Annotated in this window: 24 protein-coding genes; 18 read left to right on the forward strand and 6 right to left on the reverse strand. The window is 70.7% G+C overall.

Going from position 1 to position 21,474, the window contains the following annotated elements; genetic code table 11:
• Positions 1-34: 34 nt before the first annotated feature.
• Complete coding sequence (locus A2790_RS17770; RefSeq protein ID WP_293394298.1) at positions 35-934, reverse strand: PEPxxWA-CTERM sorting domain-containing protein; 900 nt, start codon at positions 932-934, stop codon at positions 35-37.
• Positions 935-1,074: 140 nt separating this feature from the next.
• Positions 1,075-2,613 carry an acyl-CoA synthetase gene (locus A2790_RS17775; protein ID WP_293394301.1) on the reverse strand — a complete coding sequence of 513 codons (1,539 nt, stop codon included), beginning with the start codon at positions 2,611-2,613 and terminating at the stop codon, positions 1,075-1,077.
• Between the two features lie 246 nt (positions 2,614-2,859).
• Here A2790_RS17775 and A2790_RS17780 point away from each other — a divergent pair, with 246 nt between their 5' ends.
• The 7 genes from A2790_RS17780 to A2790_RS17810 all read left to right on the forward strand — a co-directional run bounded on the left by A2790_RS17780 (position 2,860) and on the right by A2790_RS17810 (position 7,047).
• Positions 2,860-3,084 carry a hypothetical protein gene (locus A2790_RS17780; RefSeq protein ID WP_293394304.1) on the forward strand — a complete coding sequence of 75 codons (225 nt, stop codon included), beginning with the start codon at positions 2,860-2,862 and terminating at the stop codon, positions 3,082-3,084.
• Between the two features lie 111 nt (positions 3,085-3,195).
• Positions 3,196-4,074: a crotonase/enoyl-CoA hydratase family protein gene (locus A2790_RS17785; protein ID WP_293394307.1), complete on the forward strand. Its 879-nt coding sequence runs from the start codon at positions 3,196-3,198 to the stop codon at positions 4,072-4,074.
• A 296-nt stretch (positions 4,075-4,370) separates the two neighbouring features.
• Entirely contained in the window at positions 4,371-4,790 is a 420-nt protein-coding gene (locus A2790_RS17790; protein ID WP_068878216.1) for a MucR family transcriptional regulator, read from the forward strand.
• Positions 4,791-4,977: 187 nt separating this feature from the next.
• Positions 4,978-5,454, forward strand: a complete 477-nt coding sequence (locus tag A2790_RS17795; protein ID WP_363081207.1) for a PAS domain-containing protein — start codon at positions 4,978-4,980, stop codon at positions 5,452-5,454.
• Positions 5,455-5,548: 94 nt separating this feature from the next.
• On the forward strand, positions 5,549-6,229 hold the full coding sequence (locus tag A2790_RS17800; RefSeq protein ID WP_293394315.1) for a glutathione S-transferase family protein: 681 nt from the start codon (positions 5,549-5,551) through the stop codon (positions 6,227-6,229).
• Positions 6,230-6,238: 9 nt separating this feature from the next.
• Positions 6,239-6,580, forward strand: a complete 342-nt coding sequence (locus A2790_RS17805) for a metalloregulator ArsR/SmtB family transcription factor (protein WP_293394317.1) — start codon at positions 6,239-6,241, stop codon at positions 6,578-6,580.
• The gene (locus A2790_RS17810; protein WP_293394320.1) at positions 6,577-7,047 is read left to right on the forward strand and encodes an SRPBCC family protein; all 471 of its coding nucleotides are present in this window, start codon (positions 6,577-6,579) and stop codon (positions 7,045-7,047) included. The genes A2790_RS17805 and A2790_RS17810 overlap by 4 nt, the downstream gene beginning before the upstream one ends.
• A 3-nt stretch (positions 7,048-7,050) precedes the next feature.
• Here A2790_RS17810 and A2790_RS17815 read toward each other — a convergent pair whose 3' ends face one another.
• Positions 7,051-7,473 (reverse strand): SufE family protein, encoded by a 423-nt coding sequence (locus A2790_RS17815; RefSeq protein WP_293394323.1) that lies wholly within the window; start codon positions 7,471-7,473, stop codon positions 7,051-7,053.
• Positions 7,474-7,514: 41 nt separating this feature from the next.
• Positions 7,515-8,207 (reverse strand): HAMP domain-containing sensor histidine kinase, encoded by a 693-nt coding sequence (locus tag A2790_RS17820; RefSeq protein ID WP_293394326.1) that lies wholly within the window; start codon positions 8,205-8,207, stop codon positions 7,515-7,517.
• 223 nt (positions 8,208-8,430) lie between these two features.
• On the opposite strand from A2790_RS17820, the gene A2790_RS17825 reads away from it, so the two are divergent.
• Entirely contained in the window at positions 8,431-10,074 is a 1,644-nt protein-coding gene (locus A2790_RS17825) for a HAMP domain-containing sensor histidine kinase (protein ID WP_293394329.1), read from the forward strand.
• Here the strand turns inward: A2790_RS17825 and A2790_RS17830 are convergent.
• A complete protein-coding gene (locus A2790_RS17830) occupies positions 10,071-10,913 on the reverse strand; it encodes a hypothetical protein (RefSeq protein ID WP_293394332.1) in 843 nt (280 codons plus the stop codon). The two genes, A2790_RS17825 and A2790_RS17830, sit on opposite strands and share 4 nt — an antisense overlap.
• 160 nt (positions 10,914-11,073) lie before the next feature.
• Between A2790_RS17830 and A2790_RS17835 the strand changes: the two genes are divergently transcribed.
• The 5 genes from A2790_RS17835 to minE all read left to right on the forward strand — a co-directional run bounded on the left by A2790_RS17835 (position 11,074) and on the right by minE (position 14,525).
• A complete protein-coding gene (locus tag A2790_RS17835; RefSeq protein WP_293394335.1) occupies positions 11,074-11,406 on the forward strand; it encodes a DUF1491 family protein in 333 nt (110 codons plus the stop codon).
• A gap of 20 nt (positions 11,407-11,426) precedes the next feature.
• On the forward strand, positions 11,427-12,428 hold the full coding sequence (locus tag A2790_RS17840) for an ATP-dependent DNA ligase (RefSeq protein ID WP_293394338.1): 1,002 nt from the start codon (positions 11,427-11,429) through the stop codon (positions 12,426-12,428).
• 132 nt (positions 12,429-12,560) lie between these two features.
• Positions 12,561-13,268, forward strand: coding sequence for a septum site-determining protein MinC (minC, locus tag A2790_RS17845; protein WP_293394341.1), 708 nt, complete (start codon positions 12,561-12,563; stop codon positions 13,266-13,268).
• Positions 13,269-13,307: 39 nt separating this feature from the next.
• Positions 13,308-14,129 carry a septum site-determining protein MinD gene (minD, locus tag A2790_RS17850; protein ID WP_293394344.1) on the forward strand — a complete coding sequence of 274 codons (822 nt, stop codon included), beginning with the start codon at positions 13,308-13,310 and terminating at the stop codon, positions 14,127-14,129.
• Positions 14,130-14,198: 69 nt separating this feature from the next.
• The gene (minE, locus tag A2790_RS17855; protein ID WP_293394347.1) at positions 14,199-14,525 is read left to right on the forward strand and encodes a cell division topological specificity factor MinE; all 327 of its coding nucleotides are present in this window, start codon (positions 14,199-14,201) and stop codon (positions 14,523-14,525) included.
• On the opposite strand, the gene A2790_RS17860 is transcribed toward minE, so the two are convergent.
• Positions 14,522-15,307, reverse strand: coding sequence for a hypothetical protein (locus A2790_RS17860; RefSeq protein WP_293394350.1), 786 nt, complete (start codon positions 15,305-15,307; stop codon positions 14,522-14,524). The genes minE and A2790_RS17860 overlap by 4 nt on opposite strands.
• Positions 15,308-15,542: 235 nt before the next feature.
• Between A2790_RS17860 and A2790_RS17865 the strand changes: the two genes are divergently transcribed.
• From A2790_RS17865 to A2790_RS17885, 5 genes are all read left to right on the forward strand, one after another.
• Positions 15,543-17,150: a peptide chain release factor 3 gene (locus A2790_RS17865; RefSeq protein ID WP_293394353.1), complete on the forward strand. Its 1,608-nt coding sequence runs from the start codon at positions 15,543-15,545 to the stop codon at positions 17,148-17,150.
• A 13-nt stretch (positions 17,151-17,163) separates the two neighbouring features.
• Entirely contained in the window at positions 17,164-18,069 is a 906-nt protein-coding gene (locus A2790_RS17870; RefSeq protein WP_293394356.1) for a class I SAM-dependent methyltransferase, read from the forward strand.
• Positions 18,066-18,803 (forward strand): pseudouridine synthase, encoded by a 738-nt coding sequence (locus tag A2790_RS17875; protein WP_293394359.1) that lies wholly within the window; start codon positions 18,066-18,068, stop codon positions 18,801-18,803. The genes A2790_RS17870 and A2790_RS17875 overlap by 4 nt, the downstream gene beginning before the upstream one ends.
• 190 nt (positions 18,804-18,993) lie before the next feature.
• The gene (locus A2790_RS17880) at positions 18,994-20,367 is read left to right on the forward strand and encodes a hypothetical protein (RefSeq protein WP_293394362.1); all 1,374 of its coding nucleotides are present in this window, start codon (positions 18,994-18,996) and stop codon (positions 20,365-20,367) included.
• Between the two features lie 51 nt (positions 20,368-20,418).
• On the forward strand, positions 20,419-21,459 hold the full coding sequence (locus tag A2790_RS17885) for a TonB family protein (RefSeq protein WP_293394365.1): 1,041 nt from the start codon (positions 20,419-20,421) through the stop codon (positions 21,457-21,459).
• Positions 21,460-21,474: the final 15 nt, after the last annotated feature.

A 21,474-nucleotide genomic window follows, 5' to 3' on the forward strand; every position in this document is an offset into this window, starting at 1 on the left:
GCCCGCGACGTCAGCGGGCGCCCGCCGCGCCGCGTCAGGCGGCGACCGCGGCCAGCCGGCGCTGGCGGCGCAGCATGGCCCCCACCGCGCCAAAGCCGCCGATCAGCAGGGCCCAGGTCGAGGGTTCCGGCACCGCGCCCGTGGCGAACACGAACGACTGCGTCAGCTTCAGCGGCGTCGTGCCGTACTTGCCGCCGTACTGCTGCACGGGCGTGATCAGGGTGATGCCGTAGTCGAGCGAGCCGTTGCCGCCGACGAAATAGTTGGTGAGCTGCGAGCCGGACAGATTGTCCACCAGCTGGTCGAACGCGCTGTCGCCGTTGGTCGAGGTCACGTCGCGGTTCGACGACACCTGCCAGATGGCGCTCTGCACGGCGGACAGGCGCATATAGCGCGCATTGGCGGCGGCGTTGTAGTCGGCCAGGGCCTGGTTGTAGGCGGCCTTGCGCGCGTCGTAGCCGCTTTTGGCGGCGTTGTAGGCGGCCGTGCCGGCCGAGCCCCAGGGATAGTCGCTGCGCTTAGGGGCCTTCTCGGTGAAAGCGGCCGGCGCCACCGGCGCCTCGTCGAACAGCGACTGGCCGTAGTTGGCCAGCAGGCCGATCTTCATCACGTCGCCCTCGTCCAGCGGCTTGCCGTTGAAATCGGTGCTGAGGGTATTGGTGTCGGTATAGGTCAGGTCCGGCGCATAGTTGGCCGTCGTGATCTGGTGATAGACGTCCACGCACCAGGCCAGCAGGCTGGTGGCCTGGCCGCCATAGTTCGCCTTGAACTGCATGGGGGCGGCATAGACGCTGCCCAGGCCCGCGATCCGTACCGTCCGCGCGTGATCCATCGACCCTACGTCCAGGATCACCGTCTCCGCCTGCGCCGCCGTCGCCGAGACCGCCAGGCTCGCGCCGAACGCCAGGGCCGCCACCATCTTGCTGAACGTCATCGCCAAGTCCCCACTTCCCTGGTCGCTGTGCGATTTCCGCACAGCGCCCTCTCCATGGGATGCGAGGCTGCAACCAGGGCGCCACCCGCCCCGCCCATCCCTTCACCCCCTCGAGGGGGTGAGGGGCGTTCGAATTGGGGTCAGACGATCTTGGAGCCTTCCTTGCCCCAGTAGGCGTCGCGGATCAGGCGCTTGTAGAGCTTGCCGGTCGGGTGCCGCGGCAGTTCCTGCATGAAGTCCAGCATCCGTGGCGACTTCACGTGGCTGAGGTTCTGGCGCGCATAGGCCATCAGCTCGTTGCGCAGCGCGTCGCCGGCCTCGGCCCAGTCCATAGGCTGGATCACCGCCACCACCTTCTCGCCCATCTCCTCGTCGGGCGCGCCCACCACCGCGGCGTCGGCGACCTTGGGGTGGCCGATCAGCAGGTTCTCGATCTCCTGCGGATAGATGTTCACCCCGCCCGAGATGATCATGAAGCTCTTGCGGTCGGTGAGGTAGAGATAGCCCTCCTCGTCCATCCAGCCCACGTCGCCGAGCGTGGTCCAGCCGTGCTTGTTTGTGCCCTCGGCGATCTTCTCCGGCGCGTTGTGGTAGCTGAGCGGCGGGCCGTTGGCGAAGTGAACCACGCCCTCGGCCCGGGGCGGCAGGGGCTCGCCGTCCTCGTCGCAGATGCGCAGTTCGCCCAGCACCGCGCGGCCGACGGACCCCTTGTGGGTCAGCCACTCGTCCGACTTGATGAAGCAGAACCCGTTGCCCTCGGTGCCGGCGTAGTACTCGTAGATCACCGGGCCCCACCAGGCGATCATCTGCTCCTTCACCGGCACGGGGCAGGGGGCGGCCGCGTGCACCGCCGAGACCATCGAGGAGACGTCGTACTTCTTCCGCACCTCCTCCGGCAGCTTCAGCATCCGTACGAAGTGGGTGGGCACGAACTGGCCCACATTGACCTTGTACTTCTCGATCAGGGCCAGGGCCGCCTCGGGATCGAACTTCTCCATCACGATCACGGTGCCGCCCAGCTTGTGGACGCTCATGCACCAGCGCAGCGGCGCGGCGTGGTAGAGCGGCGCCGGCGAGATGTAGGTGCAGCCCTCGGGGAAGCCGAACAGGCCTTGGGTCATCATCACGAGGGCGTTGGGCTCGTCGATGGCCGCGCCGGTGAGGGCGGGCTTCACGCCCTTGGGCCGCCCGGTGGTGCCGCTGGAATACAGCATGTCCGAGCCGGCGGTCTCGTCGGCGATCGGCGTGGTCGGAAAGCCCGCGCGGGCCGCCTCGAAGCTCTCGTACGGCGACCGCGCCTCGCCCACCATGTAGAGCTTCACGCCCTTCAGCACGCCGGGCAGCTCGTCCACCACGGCGCCCACGCCCGGCGAGGTGATCAGGGCCTTCGCGCCGCAGTCGCCGACGATGTACTCGACCTCGCCCGCCGTCAGCTTGGACGAGATGCAGGTGAAGTAGAGCCCAGACCGCTGCGCCGCCCAGGCGATCTCGAAATAGCGGGGGTTGTTGTCCATCAGGAGCGCGATGACGTCGCCCGGCTTCAGCCCCAGCGAGCGGAACAGGTGCGCCCCCTGGTTCGAGCGCTCGTCCAACTGCCTGTAGGTCACGGTCTCGCCGGACCCCGCCATGATGTAGGCGGCGCGGTCGGAATGGGTCTTGGCGTGGGTCGCCGGATGCATGATGTCACTCCCTGGGGCGGTCTGGAGCCGCCCTGTCGCACCCGAGTTGCAGACCTGACGTCAGGTGCGTCAAGCGGGGGCGAGGCCAAGCGCGCGCGACCTCTGGCGCCCGCCGATCGGGCGAAGTGGCCGGCCCCTGCCCGAACGCGCGTCACGTGTGACGCATCCGTCACTTTGCAAGGCTTGGTCCTCGCGACGCCGCCGCTCGCCGATCAGGGTTACCGGACCGATCCTTCAGGAGGTTCCATGCTCGCCCTGTTGCTTGCCGCCCTCTTCCAGAGCGCCGCACCCGCCTCGACCGCTGTTTCGCCCAGCGCGGCGGCCGCCAAGGCCGCCAAGCCGGTCTGCCGCAAGGAGACCGTGGTCGGCAGCACCATCAAGAAGAAGATCTGTCCGCGGAAGATCGTCGAGGACGTCGCCCAGGGCGACCCGACCGACGCCGCGCAGGTGGCTGAGGCGGCCCCGAAGTAGATCCTGCCTCATGGGCTGGGTGGCGAGAGACCGCCGCCCCAACGCCTCTTGACCTCCCATCCGTCAACCGCTCCGAACTGGCGGCGAACAAGGATGAGGAAGAGACGACCCATGCCCAGCTTCGAGACCCTGCTCTATGCCGTCGAGGACGGCGTCGCGACGATCACGCTGAACCGGCCCGACAAGCTGAACGCCTTCAACACCCAGATGATGAAGGACCTGATCGCCGCCTTCGACGAGACCGACGGCGACGACAACGTCCGGGCGGTGATCATCACCGGCGCCGGCCGGGCGTTCTGCGCCGGGGCCGACCTCTCCGCGGGCGGCGCCACCTTCGACTACGACAAGCGCAGCGCCGAGGACAACGACGCCCGCACCCGCGACGGCGTGCAGCGCGACGGGGGCGGCCTCCTGACCCTGCGCATCTTCGACAGTCTCAAGCCGGTGATCTCGGCCTGCAACGGCGCTGCGGTCGGGGTGGGCGTGACCATGCAACTCGCCATGGACATCCGCCTCGCCTCCGACACGGCGCGGTACGGCTTCGTCTTCGCCCGCCGCGGCATCAATCCCGAGGCCTGCTCGTCCTGGTTCCTGCCGCGTCTCGTCGGCATGCAGACGGCGCTGGAGTGGTGCTACACCGGCCGCATCTTCCCGGCCCAGGAGGCGGCGGAGCGGGGCCTGGTCCGCTCGGTCCACGCGCCGGATGACCTCCTGCCCGCTGCCCGGGCCATCGCCCGCGAGATCGCGGACAACACCGCGCCGGTTTCCGTAGCCATCACCCGCCAGCTCCTCTGGCGTATGGCGGGGGCCAGCCACCCGATGGAGGCGCACAAGGCCGACAGCCGGGGCATCCAGGCTCGCGGTCGGGCCGCCGACGCCCGGGAAGGGGTCACATCGTTCCTCGAGAAGCGCCCCCCGAACTACCCGGACAAGGTCTCGGCGGACCTGCCCGACATCTGGCCGCACTGGACAGCGCCCACGTTCAGCTGAACGGCGATCACATGACAATCTTCACGGCGGCGCCCCTCGTGGGCGCCGTTTCGTTTTCTGACCTGGAAAGGCATGTGGCGGCGCAGGTCCATCTTCGCAGGTAGAGGAGCCGCCCAACTCCAACGCCGCGACAGCTCTTGTTCTCGGGTGCGCTCGTCTTCTGTTCTCGTAATACGCGTGACGGTGTTGCTCTATTTCTCTGTTGTGTGCAGCGGACGATATGGATAATGACGGCACACCGATCTTATGAATCGCTGCACGGCGCTGTTGTCGCCCAACCTTCGGAATCAAGAGAAATGGACGAGAAGTCGGAAGTCATTGAGATGACCGCGGACATTGTTTCCGCCTATGTCGGCAACAACACTGTCGCAGCGGCGGACCTTCCCGGGCTGATCCAGAGCGTGCACCGTGCGCTGGCGGGGGTGTCTTCGGGGACCGAGACCGTCGAAGCCGCGCCGAAGGAGCCGGCGGTTCCGATCCGCCGCTCGATCACGCCGGACTACCTCGTGTGCCTGGAGGACGGCCGCAAGTTCAAGTCGCTGAAGCGGCACCTGCGCACCAAGTACAACATGAGCCCCGAAGAATACCGCGCCAAGTGGGGCCTGCCGAAGGACTACCCGATGGTCGCGCCGAACTACGCCAAGGCGCGTTCGGATCTGGCCAAGCAGATGGGCCTGGGCCAGGGCGGCCGCCAGGCGCCGCGCAAGAAGCGCTAAGCCTCCAGCGACCGACGATGTTCGAACGCCCGCCGACCTCCGGCGGGCGTTCTGCTTTCGGCCGTGCCGTTAACCATTTTTACAGGCCGGAACGCGTTTCCCGCTTGCCGCCGATTCGCGGGTCAGGCGATATGTGATTCATCATGAATCCAAGCCGTTGCTCGAGTAACTGAAGATGGCGGCTCACATGTCACCCCCGGCTGCGGCGATCCGCGCGCACGAAGAACTGTTCGCCTACTGGAGCTCGCTGCGCGCCGACGCCCCGGTGCCGCCGCGCAAGCGGCTCGACCCGGCCGACATGAAGCGCCTCTTGCCCACCGTCAGCCTGATCGAGGCGCCGGGCGAGTGCGGCGACTACCGGGTGCGCCTGGCCGGCACCGGCCTCTACAACGTCTACGGCCGCGAGATCACCGGCCGCCGCTTCTCCGAGATCTACAACAGCTCGGCGGCCGAGTACTGGCGCCACGAATTGGGCCGGGTGGTCCGCGACCGCCGGCCGGGCGTCGGCGTCCACAACCTCGCCTGGCGCGGGGCCTCGCACCTGTCGCTGATCTGGATCCGCCTGCCGCTGGCCACCAAGGGCTCGGAGGTCGACATGATCCTGGGTTACGACGCCGTCGTGGGCCTCAGCGCCGTGCAGAGCGGCATCCGCCCGGCCGCCTGATCGCGCCTACACTTAGCCAACTCGGAAAGTTTATCTTGCGCCGACGGGTCTTTGGCGTAACACTTCGCCGCTTTGGAAACTGTTTGGCGGCCCCATGACTCTCATCCTCCATGCCCACCCGCTGTCCTCGTACTGCCACAAGGTGCTGATCGCTCTCTACGAGGCGGGGACGCCCTTCGAGTCGCGCCATGTCGACCTGGGCGACCCGGCCGCCCGGGCGAAGTTCATGACCATCTCGCCCTGGGGCAAGATGCCGGCGCTAGAGGATAAGGCGCGCAGGGAGATCGTCTTCGAGACCTCCATCATCGTGGAATACCTCGACCGCCACTATCCGGGGCCGCACCCGCTCCTGCCGGCGGATGAGGACGCGCGGCTTCAAGCCCGGCTCTGGGACCGGGTGTTCGATCTCTACGTCCAGGGCCCCATGGGGGCGGCGGTGATGGCGACCATCAGGGGGGAGCCCGAGCGGATCCCCGAACACGCGGAAGCGCTGCTCGCCTCCTACCGCCAGATCGAGGCCCACATGGCGGGCCGCGAGTGGGCCGCCGGGTCCACGTTCAGCCTGGCCGACTGCGCGGCGGCGCCGGCGCTCTTCTATGCGCGGGTCGTCGCCCCGTTCCCCGACGATCACCCCGCGATCGCGGCCTATTTCGAGCGGCTGATCGCCCGTCCGTCGGTGGCGCGCACCCTGGTCGAGGCCCGGCCGTGGTTCCACATGTATCCGTATCGGGACCGGTTGGAGCCGCGCTTCCTGGGCGAGGCGTCCACGGGCTAAGCTCGCGCCATGCTCGACGACGCCGGCCTCGACCGCCTGTTCCACGCCCTCTCCGACGCCAGCCGTCGCGGGATGATCGACAGGTTGAGTCGCGGACCGGCCTCGGCGTCCGAGTTGGCCCAGCCGCTGCCCATGGCCCTGCCGTCGGTGGTGAAGCACCTGGCGGTGCTGGAGGCGGGCGGGCTGGTCACGTCCAACAAGGCCGGCCGGGTGCGCACCTATCGCCTCGCCCCCGCGGCCCTGAGCCGGGTGGAGGACTGGGCCGCGGACCGCAAGGCGGCGCTGAACGCCCAGTTCGACCGCCTGGAGCAGTTCCTTGCGGAAACCTCGGCTAAAGGAGACGGCGAATGAGCGTGCGCTCGGCGGCCCACACCAGCTTCACGATCGCGCGCGACATGCCCGCGCCGCCGGCCGAGGTGTTCCGCGCCTGGTCCGATCCCGAGGCCAAGCGGCGCTGGACGGGCTGCCACCCCGACATGACGCGGGAGCACGACCTCGACTTCCGGCCGGGCGGCCTGGAGGTCAACCGCATGACCGGGCCGGACGGCGCCGTCTTCCTGGTCGAGGCCCGGTTCATCGAGATCCTCAAGGACCAGCGCATCATCTACGCCTACGACTACCGGGTGGGCGGGCAGCGCACCTCGGCCTCCCTGGTCACGGTGGAGTTCAGCCCCGGCGGGCGCGGCACGACGATGGTGTTCACCGAACAGGTCGCCTTCCTCGACGGCCATGACGAGCGCGACGAGCGCATCCACGGCACGAACGAGGGCTTCGATCGCCTGGAGCTGGATCTGCAGCGGGCCCTAACCCGGCAGTAGGCCTCACGCGGCCTGCGACATCTCCGCGTCGCGGCGGATGCGCGCGACCATCGAGGCTAGGCCGTTCGACCGCTGCGACGACAGCGCCCCGCTGAGGCCCAGCTGCTCGAACGCCGCCTTGGCGTCGAAGGCCAGGATGTCGGCGGGCGGCTGGCCGGAATAGAGCCGCAGCACGATGGCGATCAGGCCGCGCACGATGTGGGCGTCGGAGTCGCCGCGGAACCCCAGGGTCCCGTTCGCGCCGGGCTCGGTGACCAGCCACACCTGGCTGGCGCAGCCGCGCACCTTGTTCGCCTCGGTCCGCTCGGAGTCGGAGAGGGGCGCCAGGTCCTTCCCCAGCTCGATCACATAGCGGTAGCGCTCTTCCCAGTCGCCCAGGAGCTCGAACTCGTCCTTGAGCTCGGCTAGCGCGTCGTCGATGGCCATGGGCGCGACTTAGGGAGCGCGGGGCTCCCTGGCAACCGGCATCAGCCGGCGGGCAGGCGCACCTGCGCGATGAGTCCTTCGCCGGGCGCGGAGGCCAACCTGAGCCGGCCGCCCATGGCGGCGCACGTCATGTCGGCGATGGGCAGGCCCAGACCCGCGCCTTCGGCCTTGCGGGTCAGGGCGTTCTCGCCCTGCTCGAACGGGGCCATCAGGCGCTGCAGCTCTGCAGGATCGACGCCGTCGCCCTCATCGCGGATCTGGATGTCCACGTTCGTCCCGTCGGCCGCCACGCTCACGCGCACGCAGCCGCCCTCGGGCGAGAAGACGATGGCGTTGTGCAGCAGGTGGGTCAGCACCGAGCGCAGGCCCCGCCCGTCGGCGGTGACGGCGGGCAGGCCGCCGCGTCCGGCCACCTCGACCCTCACCCGCCGCGCCGCCAGGTCGGGCTTCAGCGCGGTCAGGGCGTCGTCCAGGGCCGGCTCCAGCGGCTCGAGGTCGGCGTCGAACTCGATGGTGCGGCCTTCCAGGCGCGCGATCTCCAGCACCTGATTCACAAGTTTCAGCAGCTTCTGGCCGCTGCCATGGATGATCGCGGCATATTCCTTGTACTGCGAGGCTCCCAAGGGGCCGTACAGTTCCGCAGTGAGAATTTCCGAGAACCCCAGGATGGAGTTCAGAGGCGTGCGCAGTTCGTGGCTGACCATTCGCAGGAACGAACGTTTCCGTTCGTCCATGGCCGCCTCGTGTCGGACGTGGACGCGCTGTTTCGCGGCGGCGGAAGGAGTGGCCTCTTGAGGCATGTAACGGCGATACGCCTGGTCGATCGGAGCTTGCAGGGTCGTCGATGCCGCTTACGAAAGTCTTGCGGCCGACACAAAGGGCTCGCGCCCACTCGCGCGAATCCCCTGGGGCCAGTACGCTCGCCCTCCGAACCTGACGGGGGTTCATAGACGAGCCATGGTCGGGGCCCGCGCCACATCGACGAAAGCGCGCCGCCGCAGCGATGCGGCGCCCGGCCTGCTGTGGCACGCCGCCTGGGCGTTCGCCGTTGCCGCCACCACCGGCGGGCTGGCGATCCAGGGCATGCTTCCGCCCGGCCCCGAGCTTCTGGCCCTCGCCGCGGGCGGCCTCGCCGCCATGCTGGGGGCGCTGCTGTCGCTGATGGGGCGGCCGGGCCAGATGGCGAGTGTGCTGATCTGGGGCGCCGCCGGCGCCGCCGCCTGTCACCTCACCGGCGGGACCGCCGGTCCGCTCGCCGCTTGGTGCCTCGCGCCCGCCGCGGCCGCCACCGCCTTCCGCACCCGCGACACTTTGGCTCTGGGCGCCGCCGCCTCTCTGGCCGCCGCCGCCGTCTCCGCCCTCGACGCCATTCTCCTGCCCCTTCCCACCGCCGCCCCGGCCCTGGCGCCCTGGCTCGGCCTCCTGTCGCTGGGCACCGTGGCGCTCGGCTTCGCCGTCGGCCTCGTCGGCTTCCAGGGCGCCGCCCAGCGCGACGTCCGCCGCCGCGAGCGCGCCGAAGAGGTCCTGGCCCTGCTGGACGGCCAGCCGATGCTCCTGGCCCTGGTGGAGCGCAGTGGCCGCGTCCTGCACGCCGCCGGCGCCGCCATCGCCGGCCAGACGCCGGACCATCTCGCCACCCGCAGCCTCGGCCATCTGGTGGCCGACGAAGACCTGCCCCTGCTGGCGACCGCCCTCCACACCGCGGCCCGCGACGGCAAGGCCAGCGTCTACGTCATCCCCGCCGACGACGGCGAGGGCTCGCTGGAGATCACCCTGCGCGTGGCCGGCCCCGACCGGCTGGTGGCTGCGGTCCGCGACGCCCACGACCAGGCCCTGCGCGAACGGCGCCTGGAGGCCGAACGCGTGACGGCCGAGCAGCAGAACGCCGGCAAGTCCCGCTTCCTGGCCAACATGAGCCACGAGCTGCGCACGCCGCTGAACGCCATCATGGGCTTCTCCGACATCATGCGGCAACGCCTGTTCGGCCCGCTGGGCGACCGCTACGCCGAATACGCCGAACTGATCCACGAGAGCGGCACGCACCTTCTGGAGCTGATCAACGACGTGCTCGACATGTCGAAAATCGAGGCCGAGCGCTTCGAGCTCAGCATCGAGACCTTCGACGCCCGCGACGCCGTCTCGGCCGTCCTGCGGCTGATGCGCGGCCAGGCCGACCGCTCGGGCGTCAACCTGCGCGGCGTCCTGCCCATCGGCCCGCTCTACGCCGACGCCGACAAGCGGGCGGTCAAGCAGATCGCCCTCAACCTGATCTCCAACGCCCTGAAGTTCACCCCGCGCGGCGGCTCGGTGACCGTCACCGTCCAGGGCGCCGGCGACATGCTGGAGCTGGTGGTCGCCGACACCGGCGTCGGCATCGCCCAGGACGATCTGCACCGCCTGGGCCGCCCCTACGAGCAGGCCGGCGACGCCGAGCAGCGGGCCGCCGGCTCGGGCCTCGGCCTGTCCCTGGTCCGCGCCTTCGCCCGCCTGCACGGCGGCGACATGACGGTGGAGAGCGCGGTGGGCGAGGGGACGACCGTCACCATCCGCATGCCGGTGCTGTCGGCCCTGATCGAAGAGCCCCTGCGCCGGAAAGGCTAGCGGGACGCCACCTGCAGGAAGGCGCGGCCGGCCGCGAAGTCGCCGACCTCCACGTAGGCCGTGCGCACGCGCTCGCCAGAGAACAGGAACTCCACCGCGATCGCCTCGCGCGGGTCCAGCTCGGCCAGGGCTTGGGCCGCGGCGGCGGGGAAGCGGAACGCCCAGCCCCCGTCCGAGCCCTTGGGCAGCAGGCCCTCGTCCGCCTCGCTGCGCGCCTCGGCCATGAAGGTGCGCGTGGCCCCGCGGGGCGGCAGCTTGCGGCTGAGCGGCGCGCTCTTGGTCCGGGCGTCCAGATAGGGGCCCATGGTGCGGCTGGCGTCGCGCAGCACGAGCCGCGCGGCATAGGGGCTCTGGCTGTCGGTGAAGTCGGCCACGGCCAGCAGGGCGTTAGCGCCCTCGCGGCCCGCCAGTCCGAAGGTCATGCGATGGCCGCCGAAGGCCGCGTCCTGGGCCAGCCGCCAGCGGGCGTTACGGCCGCTGCCGCGGTCGGCGCGCCAGTCGGCCACGTCGCCGGGATAGGTCATGCGGGTGACCCGCGAATAGCCGGAGAACGCCTGTTGCACCCGGGCGGCCTCGGCCAGCACCTGGGGGCTCGCGCAGTTCAGCTGGGCGGCGTAGCGGCGGGCGCCGGCCTCGCGGGCGGCCAGGGTCTTCTGGTCGACGCCGGCGCGCAGGGCCGCGCCCCGCGCCTGGGCGGCGCCCGCAGCCAGGGCGGCCGACACCTCGGGCGTGAACAGGCGACAGCGTCCGTCGGCCGCGGTCATCACCGTACGCTCGAAGAACAGGTCCGACGGCTGCCCGGCCGCAGCAACGGGCGCGGCGGCGAGCGCCAGCCCCATCAACCCCATCCACCGAGACGCCGGCCTCGCGCTTCTGCGCGTGCTCGTCATGCGTCCACCATCTGGCGCGGCCTTGTTCCGGCCGTCTGAGCGGACGCTTGTACGCCGGTAGTGTTGAACCAAGGTTGACGACCCGGGCGCGCCCCGCAATGTCCCAGCCATGCTGCTCTCCACCGACATCTGGGTCGGCGCCCTCATCCGCCGCGTCGAGATCGGCGGCGGCTTCGCCGTGGTGGCGCGCAAGGGCGATCCCCGGGCCGGGGCCGTGCTGGTCAAGGTGCTGAACCGCACCGACGGCACCGCCCGCCTGCTGTCCGAGGCGACCCGCGGCGACGGCGAGCGCATCTGGATGGAGCCGGCCGCCTCGCGGGAGGAGCCGGACCTCGACCGCTACATCGAGCGCGCCGTCCGCATCGATCCCGACGTCTGGGTGGTGGAGATCGAGGACCGCGAGGGCCGCCACTTCCTGGTGGAGCCCGTGGAACGCGGCTGACGCTGGCGGCTTCACGCCCCATGCTCCGCGATCTTCCGGTCCCGCTCGACCTCGCCCCGATGGAGGCCAAGCTGGTCGACGAGATCCCGCGCGACGGCGGCTGGCGCTTCGAGCCCAAGTGGGACGGCTTCCGCTGCCTGGCCTACCGGGACGGCGACGAGGTCTTGCTCAAGGCTAAGTCGGGCAAGCCGTTGAACCGCTTCTTTCCCGACATGGTGGCCGCGCTCGCGGCCCTGCCAATCGACCGCTTCGTGCTCGACGGCGAACTGACCATCGCCGTGGACGGCGAGCCGTCCTTCGAGGCCCTGCAGATGCGCCTGCATCCCGCCGAGAGCCGCGTCCGCAAGCTGGCGGCCGAGCAGCCGGCGGCCTTCATGCTGTTCGACTGCCTCATGGATGCCGACGGCGCTCCCCTGCTGGAGGCGCCGCTCACCGACCGGCGGAAGGCGCTGGAGGCGCTGTTCAAGCGGCTCGGAAAAGCCCCGGCGCTACGCCTCTCGCCCGGTTCGACCAAGCGGGAGGAGGCCTGCACCTGGCTGGAGGACACGGGCTCCTCCCTGGACGGCGTGGTCGCCAAGCGCCTGGACGGCCCCTACGTCCCCGGCGAGCGGGCCATGCTGAAGATCAAGAAGATCCGCACCGCCGACTGCGTGGTCGGCGGCTTCCGCTATGCTGAGGGGACCGAGGAGGTCGGCTCCCTCCTGCTCGGGCTCTACGACGCGGCCGGCCGGCTGAACCACGTGGGGTTCACCTCGACGATCAAGCATGCGGAGCGACCGGCGCTCACCCGCAAGCTGCTGGCGCTGAAAGGCCAGGGGTTCACCGGCGACGCGCCGGGCGGGCCCAGCCGGTGGAGCTCGGAACGCTCGGCCCAATGGGTCCCGCTCGCGCCCGAACTGGTGGTGGAGGTGCGCTACGACCAGGTCACCGGCGGCCGCTTCCGGCACGGCACGCGCCTCGTCCGCTGGCGGCCGGACAAGGCGCCGGGCCAATGCACGATGGAGCAGATCCGGCCGCGCTGAGGGGCCTCAAGCTTGGCCTCATGACGGCTTTTCTGCGGCTGTGCCGGGCCGCAAGATTGCCTCACGACTCGCCGACTCCGGGGCCAAGGGGGCGCGGATCGCGGCGCCCGTTCCCATTGGTCGGAGGGCGCCATGGACGGCGAGGCGAACACGCTTCCCTGGGTCCGTATTCGGGGCCGCAGCTTCATGGCGCTGGTCCTGGCGCCCGAGGCCCCGTTCGCCGACTGGTTCGCCGCCCTGGACCGCCAGCTCAACGGCGCGCCGGGGCTGTTCGCCGACCGCCCGGTGGTGGTCGACCTCTCCGGCGTGGTCGACGTGCTCGGCGCCGATGGCCTGCCGCTGGCCATGGAAGGCCTCGCGGCCCGCGGCATGCGGATCGTGGGGGTCGAGGGCGCGTCCGCCGCCCAGCTCGCCGGCACGCCCTGGGCCGACCTGCCCACCAATCTCCACGGCCGCGACGTCAGCGTCGACGGACGCCCTGGACGCCCTGCCGCCGCCGTCGCGCCGCCGCCGGCCGCGTCCCTCCTGATCGAGCGGCCGGTCCGCTCGGGCCAGTCGATCGTGTTCGAGGACGGCGACGTTATCGTCGTGGGCTCCGTCGCCTCGGGGGCGGAGGTCATCGCGGGCGGCTCGATCCACGTCTACGGCCCGCTCCGCGGCCGGGCCATCGCCGGACTGAAGACCGGCGGTGCGCGGATCTTCTGCCGCCGCCTGGAAGCCGAGCTGGTGGGCGTCGACCAGCTCTACCGCACCGCCGAGAACTGGGGTCCCGACCTGCACGGCCGGGCCGTCCAGGTCCGCTGCGACCGCGGTGCGCTCCGCCTCGCGACGCTCGATTGAAGGTCTCGCCGCAAGGCGGGGGAAGGAACGGTGAGTAGTATGTCCAAGGTTGTCGTCGTCACGTCCGGCAAGGGCGGGGTGGGCAAGACCACCTCGTCGGCCTCCCTGGGTGCGTCCCTGGCGCGGGCCGGGCACAAGGTGGTGGTCGTCGACTTCGACGTCGGCCTGCGCAACCTCGACCTGGTGATGGGCGCCGAGCGGCGGGTGGTCTTCGACCTGGTCAACGTCGTCCAGGGCGACGCCAAGCTTCCCCAGGCGCTGATCCGCGACAAGCGGCTGGAGAACCTCTCCCTGCTGCCCGCCTCCCAGACCCGCGACAAGGACGCCCTCACCGAGGACGGCGTCGGCCGGGTCATCGACGAGCTGCGTGAAAGCTTCGACTGGATCATCTGCGACAGCCCCGCCGGCATCGAGAAGGGCGCGACCCTGGCCATGCGGTTCGCCGACACCGCCGTGGTGGTGACCAATCCCGAGGTCTCGTCCGTCCGCGACTCCGACCGCATCATCGGCATGCTGGATTCCAAGACCCGCCTGGCCGAGGGCGGCGGCCGCATCGACAAGCAGCTCTTGCTCACCCGCTACGACGCCGCGCGCGCCGCGCGCGGCGAGATGATGACGGTGGAAGACGTGCTGGAGATCCTGGCGATCCCCCTCCTGGGCATCGTTCAGGAAAGTCCGGACGTCCTGACGGCCTCGAACCTCGGCTGCCCGATCACCCTGCACAACCCCGGCTCGCCCGCCGCGCGAGCCTACGACGAAGCCGCCCGCCGTCTCCTCGGCGAGACGCTGCCGGTCCGCACGCCGCGCCCGGAAAAGCAGGGCTTCATGACCCGCCTGTTCGGCAAGAGGGCGGCGGCATGAGCCCTCCTCCGCCAAGGCTTCGGAGCGCCGTCATCGGTCCTTCGAAGCTCCTGAAAGGAGCGAAGTAGGATGAGCATCCTCAACTTCTTCACCCGAAACCGGACCTCGGCGCCCGTGGCCCGGGAGCGGCTCCAGGTCCTGCTGGCGCACGAGCGCGCGCTCACGGGCGGCGCGGACCTGGCCGCCGTCCTCAAGCAGGAGATCCTGGAGGTCATCGCCCGCCACATCCCCATCGATCGCGACCGGGTGCTGGTGAAGCTGGACCGCGGCGAACAGGTCTCCACCCTGGAGATCGACATCGAAATGCCGGACGAGGCCCTGGCGGCCGCACCCAAGGTCTCGACGCCGAAGGCCGCCGAGCCCAAGGCTCCCGCGCGGCGGCGTCGCAGCGCCTAGGCCGGTGGCGGGCCTGCGGGTGGCGGCGGAAAATCGAGCGGCGCGACGGAGGCCCCCGGCGACCCGGCGGTGACCGCCTCGTAGAGCGCCGCGCCGACCGGGCTGTAGGTGATGGCCTCGGTCAGGACCAGGCACCCGGCCATGGCGGCGAGGCCCCAGCCCCAGGCCGGATGGACCCGGCCGCTGCGCCGCAGGTCCCAGACGATGCCCGCAAGCGGAAAGATCAGCGACACGGCCAGGGTCGCCTCCCAGGCCCAGGGGATCAGCAGCGGCATAGGCAGCAGCCGGCCGAAACCCGGCCCCAGCAGCAGCGCCATGGCGCTGAAGTGCAGACGCCGGTGCCAGTCGGTACGCCGCCGCAGCAGGATCGCCGCCGCCGTCAGCCCGGCGAAGGTGATCAGGGTCATGGGGTCGAAGACCAGGAACTGCAGCGGCCGGAAGAAGAACGGGACCTGCCCGCGCTGGACCATGGCCACCGTCACCAGCCAGCCCAGCACCAGCATCGCCACGACCCAGCCGGTGGCCAGCCAGCCGAGGCGGCGGTGCAGCGCCATCCGCCCCGTGGCCACGAAGGCGTTCTGCAGCACGTAGATGCCGATCCACCCCATGAACACCACGGCGTGCGCGTGGACCAGCGGCGGCGCGGCGAAGCTCGAGCGGCCCATCGCCAACTGCAGCGAAAAGCCTGCGATCAGCACCACCGCCATCGCGATGGCGCCGCCCAGAAAGAAGCCCTCGTCGCGCCCGCCGATCGGTGGCGCGCTCTCGGCGACCGTAGCCATCTTTGGAATCTCCCCCGAGATGATGTGGGGGCATAATACACGCCTCCCCGTCGTCATCCCAGACGCCGAACGCCGGTCCGCGACCGCCGTCCCAGGACACGCAGACGACGCTGAATCACCGGGGGCGGGCCGCCGCCTCCGACGCCCTTCCGCGTCTTCTGCGCTTCTCCTCCCCCAGCCCCGCGCGCCATCGTGCTCGCTTCCGCCACGAGCCCCCGCGTGATAGGCGCCGGCCATGAGCACCTCTCCCGCCGCCGAGGCCGCCCGCCGGCGCACCTTCGCGATCATCTCCCACCCCGACGCCGGCAAGACGACCCTGACCGAAAACCTGCTGCTGGCCGGCGGCGCCATCCGGGCGGCCGGCGCCGTGCGCGCCCGCGGCGAGAACCGCCGCACCCGCTCCGACTGGATGAAGATCGAGCGCGAGCGCGGGATCAGCGTCTCGGCCTCGGTGATGACGTTCGACCACGACGGCCTGATGTTCAACCTGCTGGACACCCCGGGCCACGAGGACTTCTCGGAAGACACCTACCGGACCCTCACCGCCGCCGACGCCGCGGTCATGGTGCTGGACGCCGCCAAGGGCATCGAGCCGCAGACCCTGAAGCTGTTCGAGGTCTGCCGGATGCGGGACATCCCCATCGTCACCTTCATCAACAAGATGGACCGCGAGGCGCAGGATCCGTTCGAGCTGCTGGACGAGGTGTCCTCCAAGCTCGCGCTCGATCCCTCGCCCCTCTACTGGCCCGCGGGTTCGGGGGGCCGCTTCAAGGGCATGCTGGACCTGCGCCGCGACCGCTTCCTGCCGTTCCAAAAGAAGGGCGGCGGCGGACCGGACGAGGACGATGGCCACCCGCCCGCCATCCCGTTCAAGGGCAATGCCGTCGTCCGCTACCTGGAGCCTGACGAGCAGGAGGAGCTCAGCGAGAACGCCGAGCTGGCCATGGGCGGCCTCAAGGCCTTCGACCCGCAGGCCTTCCTTGAAGGGCACATGACCCCGGTCTTCTTCGGCTCGGCCCTGCGCCACTTCGGCGTGGACCAGCTGCTGGAAGGCCTCGGCGCCTACGCGCCGCCACCCAAGGCGGTGGCCGCTCGCAAGGGAGCCGAGGACACCCACGTCGCCCCCGGAGACCGGGAAGTCACCGGCTTCGTCTTCAAGGTCCAGGCGAACATGGACCCGAACCACCGCGACCGGATCGCCTTCCTGAAGCTGTGCTCGGGCAGGTTCAGCCGCGGCATGAAGCTCAAGGTCCAGAACACCGGCAAGCAGCTTTCCGTGAACGCCCCGATGATGTTCTTCGCCTCCGACCGGGAGCTGGCCGAGGACGCCTACGCGGGCGACGTGATCGGCATCCCGAACCACGGCGTGCTGCGGGTGGGCGACAGTCTGTCGGAAAGCGGGACGATCCGCTTCGCCGGCCTGCCCAACTTCGCCCCGGAAATCCTGCAGCGCGTCCGGGTCAAGGACCCGCTGAAGGCCAAGCACCTGAAGCGGGCCCTGGAAAGCCTCGCGGAGGAGGGGGTCACCCAGCTCTTCCGTCCCAGCCTCGGCGCGGACTTCATCGTGGGCGCGGTGGGCCAGCTCCAGTTCGAGGTCATGGCCGACCGCCTGCGCGAGGAATACCAGCTCGACGTGATCTTCGAGCCCAGCCCCTTCGGCGAGGCCCGCTGGATCCTGGGCGAGAAGGCCGACCTGGAAGACTTCATCGGCAAGCACCGCTCGGCCATGGGGACCGACATCGACGACCAGCCCGTGTTCCTGGCCAAGAGCTCCTGGGACGTCGGCTACGCCGCCGACCGCTATCCCAAGGTCCGCTTCGAACGCTCCAAGGAGCGGGCGTAGGGGAGGTGAGGTCGTGACCGCCATCGTCTACGGCGCTCCCGCCCCCGGCCTCGTCGACGTCCCGGCCGGCGCCGTCCAGGTCTCGCCGCTGATCGTCGGCTCGCAGGACCTCGCGGCCACGGCCGACGCCAGCGTGGACGAGGCCGTGGTCCTCGCGCCCGGCGGGGTTCTGGAGCGCGACTATGTGCTGGCCCACGCCCTGCGGGTCCTGAAGCCTGGCGCGCCGCTGCTGGCCTTCGCGCCCAAGGACAAGGGCGGCTCCCGCCTGAAGAAGGCGCTGGAGGGCTTCGGCGGCAAGGTTGTCGAGGACGCCCGGCGCCATCACCGCTTCTGCCGCGTGACCCGGCCAGCCGCGCCAGCCGGTCTCGCCGAGGCCATCGCCGCGGGCGCCCCGCGGGTGTCGCCATCCCTCGGGGCCTGGACCCAGCCCGGCGTCTTCAGCTGGGACCGTCTCGATGCGGGCAGCGCGGCGTTGATCGAGCGCTTGCCGCCGCTGGCCGGGCAGGGGGCCGACCTCGGCTGCGGCGTCGGCCTCCTGGCCCAGCGGATCCTGGCCTCGCCCGCGGTGACCGGCCTGACCTGCGTGGACATCGACCGCCGCGCCACGGCCTGCGCCGAGCACAATCTGGACGACACCCGCGCGCGGGTGCTCTGGGCAGACGTGCGCGCGCTGGGCGACCGGCTCTCAGCCCTCGACTTCGTGGTCATGAACCCACCCTTCCACGACGGCGGGACCGAGGACCGGGAACTGGGCGTCGCCTTCCTCCGCGCCGCCGCCGCCATGCTGAAGCCCGGCGGCGTCTGCTGGCTGGTGGCGAACCGGCACCTGCCTTACGAGGCGCCGCTGGCCGCCGCCTTCCAGAGCGCCCAGGTCCGCGCCGACGCCGGCGGCTACAAGATCTTCGAGGCGCGGCGATGAGCGGCAAGGTCCCGATGGCCCGGCTCGACCGCCTGCTGGCCAACCTAGGCTACGGCTCGCGCCGCGAAGTCGCAGCGCTGGTCGCCAAGGGCCAGATCGTCCTCGACGGCGCGGTCCTGAAGGACACCGGCGCAAAGGTGCCGATCGCCGCCGACCTGCCCCAGCGGATGACGATCGCCGGCAAGCCCGTCGATCCGCCCGCGCCGCTGACTCTCGTCATGCACAAGCCGCTGGGCGTGGTGTGCTCGCACCGGGAGGCCGGCCGCAGCGTCTACGAGCTGCTGCCTGCCCGCTGGCGCGCCCGGATGCCGGCGCTCTCCACCATCGGCCGCCTCGACAAGGAGACCTCCGGCCTCCTGCTGATCACCGACGACGGCCCGTTCCTGCACCGGGTGATTTCGCCGAAGAGCCACGTGGCCAAGCGCTATGTCGCCACCCTCGACCGCCCGCTGGAGGGCGGGGAGGCCGAGGTCTTCGCCGCCGGGACCCTGATGCTGGAGGGCGAGACCGAGCCTCTGGCGCCCGCGATCCTGGAGCCTACCGGCCCGAACCGGGCCCGGCTGACCATCACCGAGGGGCGATATCACCAGGTCCGCCGCATGTTCGCCGCGGTCGGCAACCACGTCACGGCCCTGCACCGCGACCGGATCGGCGGCCTGGACCTGCCGGCCGACCTGGCGCCCGGCGACTGGCGAATCCTGGGGTCAGAGGAGCAGGCGAGCCTGTTCGCTTAACGAAGATTAACAACCGGAAAGCGCAAATCTGTTAAACTTCAGCGCTTTACTCGTGTGAAAAAGCGCCGTTGTTAACCATACATCGCAAGTTAATGACTTGTTAAAGCCCGCGGCTCCGGGTTTGCTGTGTTCCAGCAAAGCCTGTGAGGGACGTTCCAACGTGGGACGCGCAACAGGCCGGAGCGGGCCGATGTTCGAGTTGGGTCGGGAACTCAAGCGCTTCTTCGCCAATGATCGTGGCAAGGCGCCCAACGACGGGCTGACCGGTGGCGACTCGTCGCTGCTGGAGCTGCTGGATTCGCCGCTGCTAGCCCAGGAGGCCAAGGCCGCCGACATCGCCGCCGGCCGGATCAGCGCCAAGGACAAGCCGCGCCGCCGGCTGGAGGCCGCTATCGTCTGGCGTGAGGTGGCCCGCCGCACCGGCGACCCCGTGGCCCTGCGCAAGGCCGCCGCTGGCGCCGAGACCGCCGCCGCCGGCTTCGAAGGCGCTCACCGCCGCGACGGCTGGGCCCGCGCCCGCTGCGAGCAGGCCTTCTGCGCCCTGCTGGGCGCCGAGATCTTCGGCGATCCAGGCCTGAACGCCGCGGCGGAGGTCGCCTTCCGCGAGGCCCGCGGTTACGTGAAGGGCGGCCTGGCCGCCCCGCTGGCCGATGTGGGCCTGCTGGCCATCGAGGGCCGCCGCGAACTGGACCACATGGACGCCGCCGAGGCGCGCGCCTTCGCCCTCCGCTTCAACCCGCCGATCGCCGCCCTGGACGCCATCGCCAAGCGCGTCACCGCCGCCCGGGCCCTGGCCGCCGAGGCCCGCCTGATCCGCGCCGACCTGCTCTGCGGCTGGGGCGCCCGTCTGAAGGACGGCGACCTGCTCGATATGGCCGCCCGCGAGGCCGCCGCCGCCGGCGAGCGCCTGGACGCCGCCTACGAGCCGCTCACGTGGGCGCGCTCCAAGATCGCCCACGGCCAGGCCCTGGCGCTGCGCGGCGAGGCGGTCGGCGACGTGGACGCCCTGGCCGCCGGCGCCGGCGCGCTCGCCCTGGCGCTCGACAGCCTGACCCGCGAACACAGCCCCCTCGACTGGGCGCGCACCCAGGTGGCCCTGGCCCAGGCGCTGCAGGCGCTGGGCGAGGCCTCGAACGACCCCCGGGCCTTCGAGCATGCGGTGGCCTGCTACGACCGCGCTGGCCTGGTGCTGAAGGAGACCCCGACCCTGCCGCTGCGCGGCGTGGCGGCCGGCGCGCGCGCCGTCTGCCTGGCCCGTAACGCCGAACTCACCGGCGATGCCGCCGTCCTCGACGCCGCCGAGGCGGCCATGAAGATCGAGCTCGCGGCCCTCTCGCCCCGCCGCGATCCGGTCGGCTGGGCCCTGGCCCAACTGCATCTGGCGCGGCTGTACGAAGCCCGCATGAGCATGACGGGCAAGGATCGCGGCGAGCGCGCAGCCGCCCTCATGGCCCTGGACGCGGCCCTCGACGTCTTCGCCGAGCACGGCCTGCGCTCGCTCAGCGTCGTCGCCAACGAAGCCATCGACCGCCTCCACGACCTGCACGAGCGGTCGCAGGGGTAGGCGCTTCCCCGCGCGTACCGAACCGCTTTAGGTTCAAGCGGGGGTGTTCTCATGATCAAACTACAACCGGTGGCCTTGGCTGCGGCCATGCTCGTCTCGTCGGCCGCTGACGCCCAGGATCGGGGCCCCGAGTGGGTCAAGCGCCCGTCCTTGATGGACCTGCAGTCCGTGTGGCCTGCCCGCGCCCTCAAGGAGGGCTACGGCGGCAAGGCCACGTTGTCCTGCACCGTTACGGTGCAAGGGGCGCTGCGTGCCTGCCAGGTTGTCGAAGAGACGCCGAAAGGCGGCGGGTTCGGCGGCGCGGCGCTGGCCCTGTCGCCGCAGTTCATGATGAAGCCGGCGCTCAAGGGCGGTGCGCCGATTGAGGCGACCGTGCGCATTCCCATCGCCTTTCCCACGCCCGACAAGGCCACCGGCTCGCGCCTGCGGCCCGTGACCGACACCGACTTCAGGGGCGAGAGGGTGTTCACCGACCTACCCTGGCGACAGGCGCCGTCCTATGCGGATGTCCTTGCGGCCTACCCAGCCAAAGCGCGGGCGGAGAAGGTGAGCGGCAGCGCGACCCTCGACTGCCGGGTCGACAAGGACGGCCGGGTATCCGCCTGCCGGCCGTTGCACGAATCCCCCGAGGGCTATGGCTTCGGCCCGGCCGCTCGGTCCCTGAGCCCTCTCTTCGCTACGCCGACGGACGACGGGAAGGGCGCCAGCGTTGCGGGCAGCCGCGTCCACCTTCGGGTCAGCTTCGCGGCCGAGACGCTGGACACCACCTCTCCTGTGATCGGCAAGACGGACTGGCTGGCGTTTCCCGACATGGACGACTTCACGAGTGTCGTCTCGCCCGCGGCCCGCGCCGCGAAGGTCTACAAGGCCCGTGTCGTGATGCTCTGCAAAGTCGCTGAGCAGGGCGCGCTCCGAGCCTGCAAGGTGCAATCCGAGGACCCCGCAGGCCTAGGCTACGGCGCGTCGGCGGTCGCGCTGGCGCCGCGGTTCCGGGTTGCCGTGTGGACGCCGGAAGGCCTCCCCGTAATCGGGGGATCGGTGAGGGTTCCGCTGAGGTTCGATCTCGAAGAGGCCATGGCGGGCGCGCCGTAGCGCGGGCGTAACCGT

It is taken from the genome of Phenylobacterium sp. RIFCSPHIGHO2_01_FULL_69_31 (genome assembly GCF_001824475.1).
Taxonomy (GTDB): domain Bacteria; phylum Pseudomonadota; class Alphaproteobacteria; order Caulobacterales; family Caulobacteraceae; genus Phenylobacterium.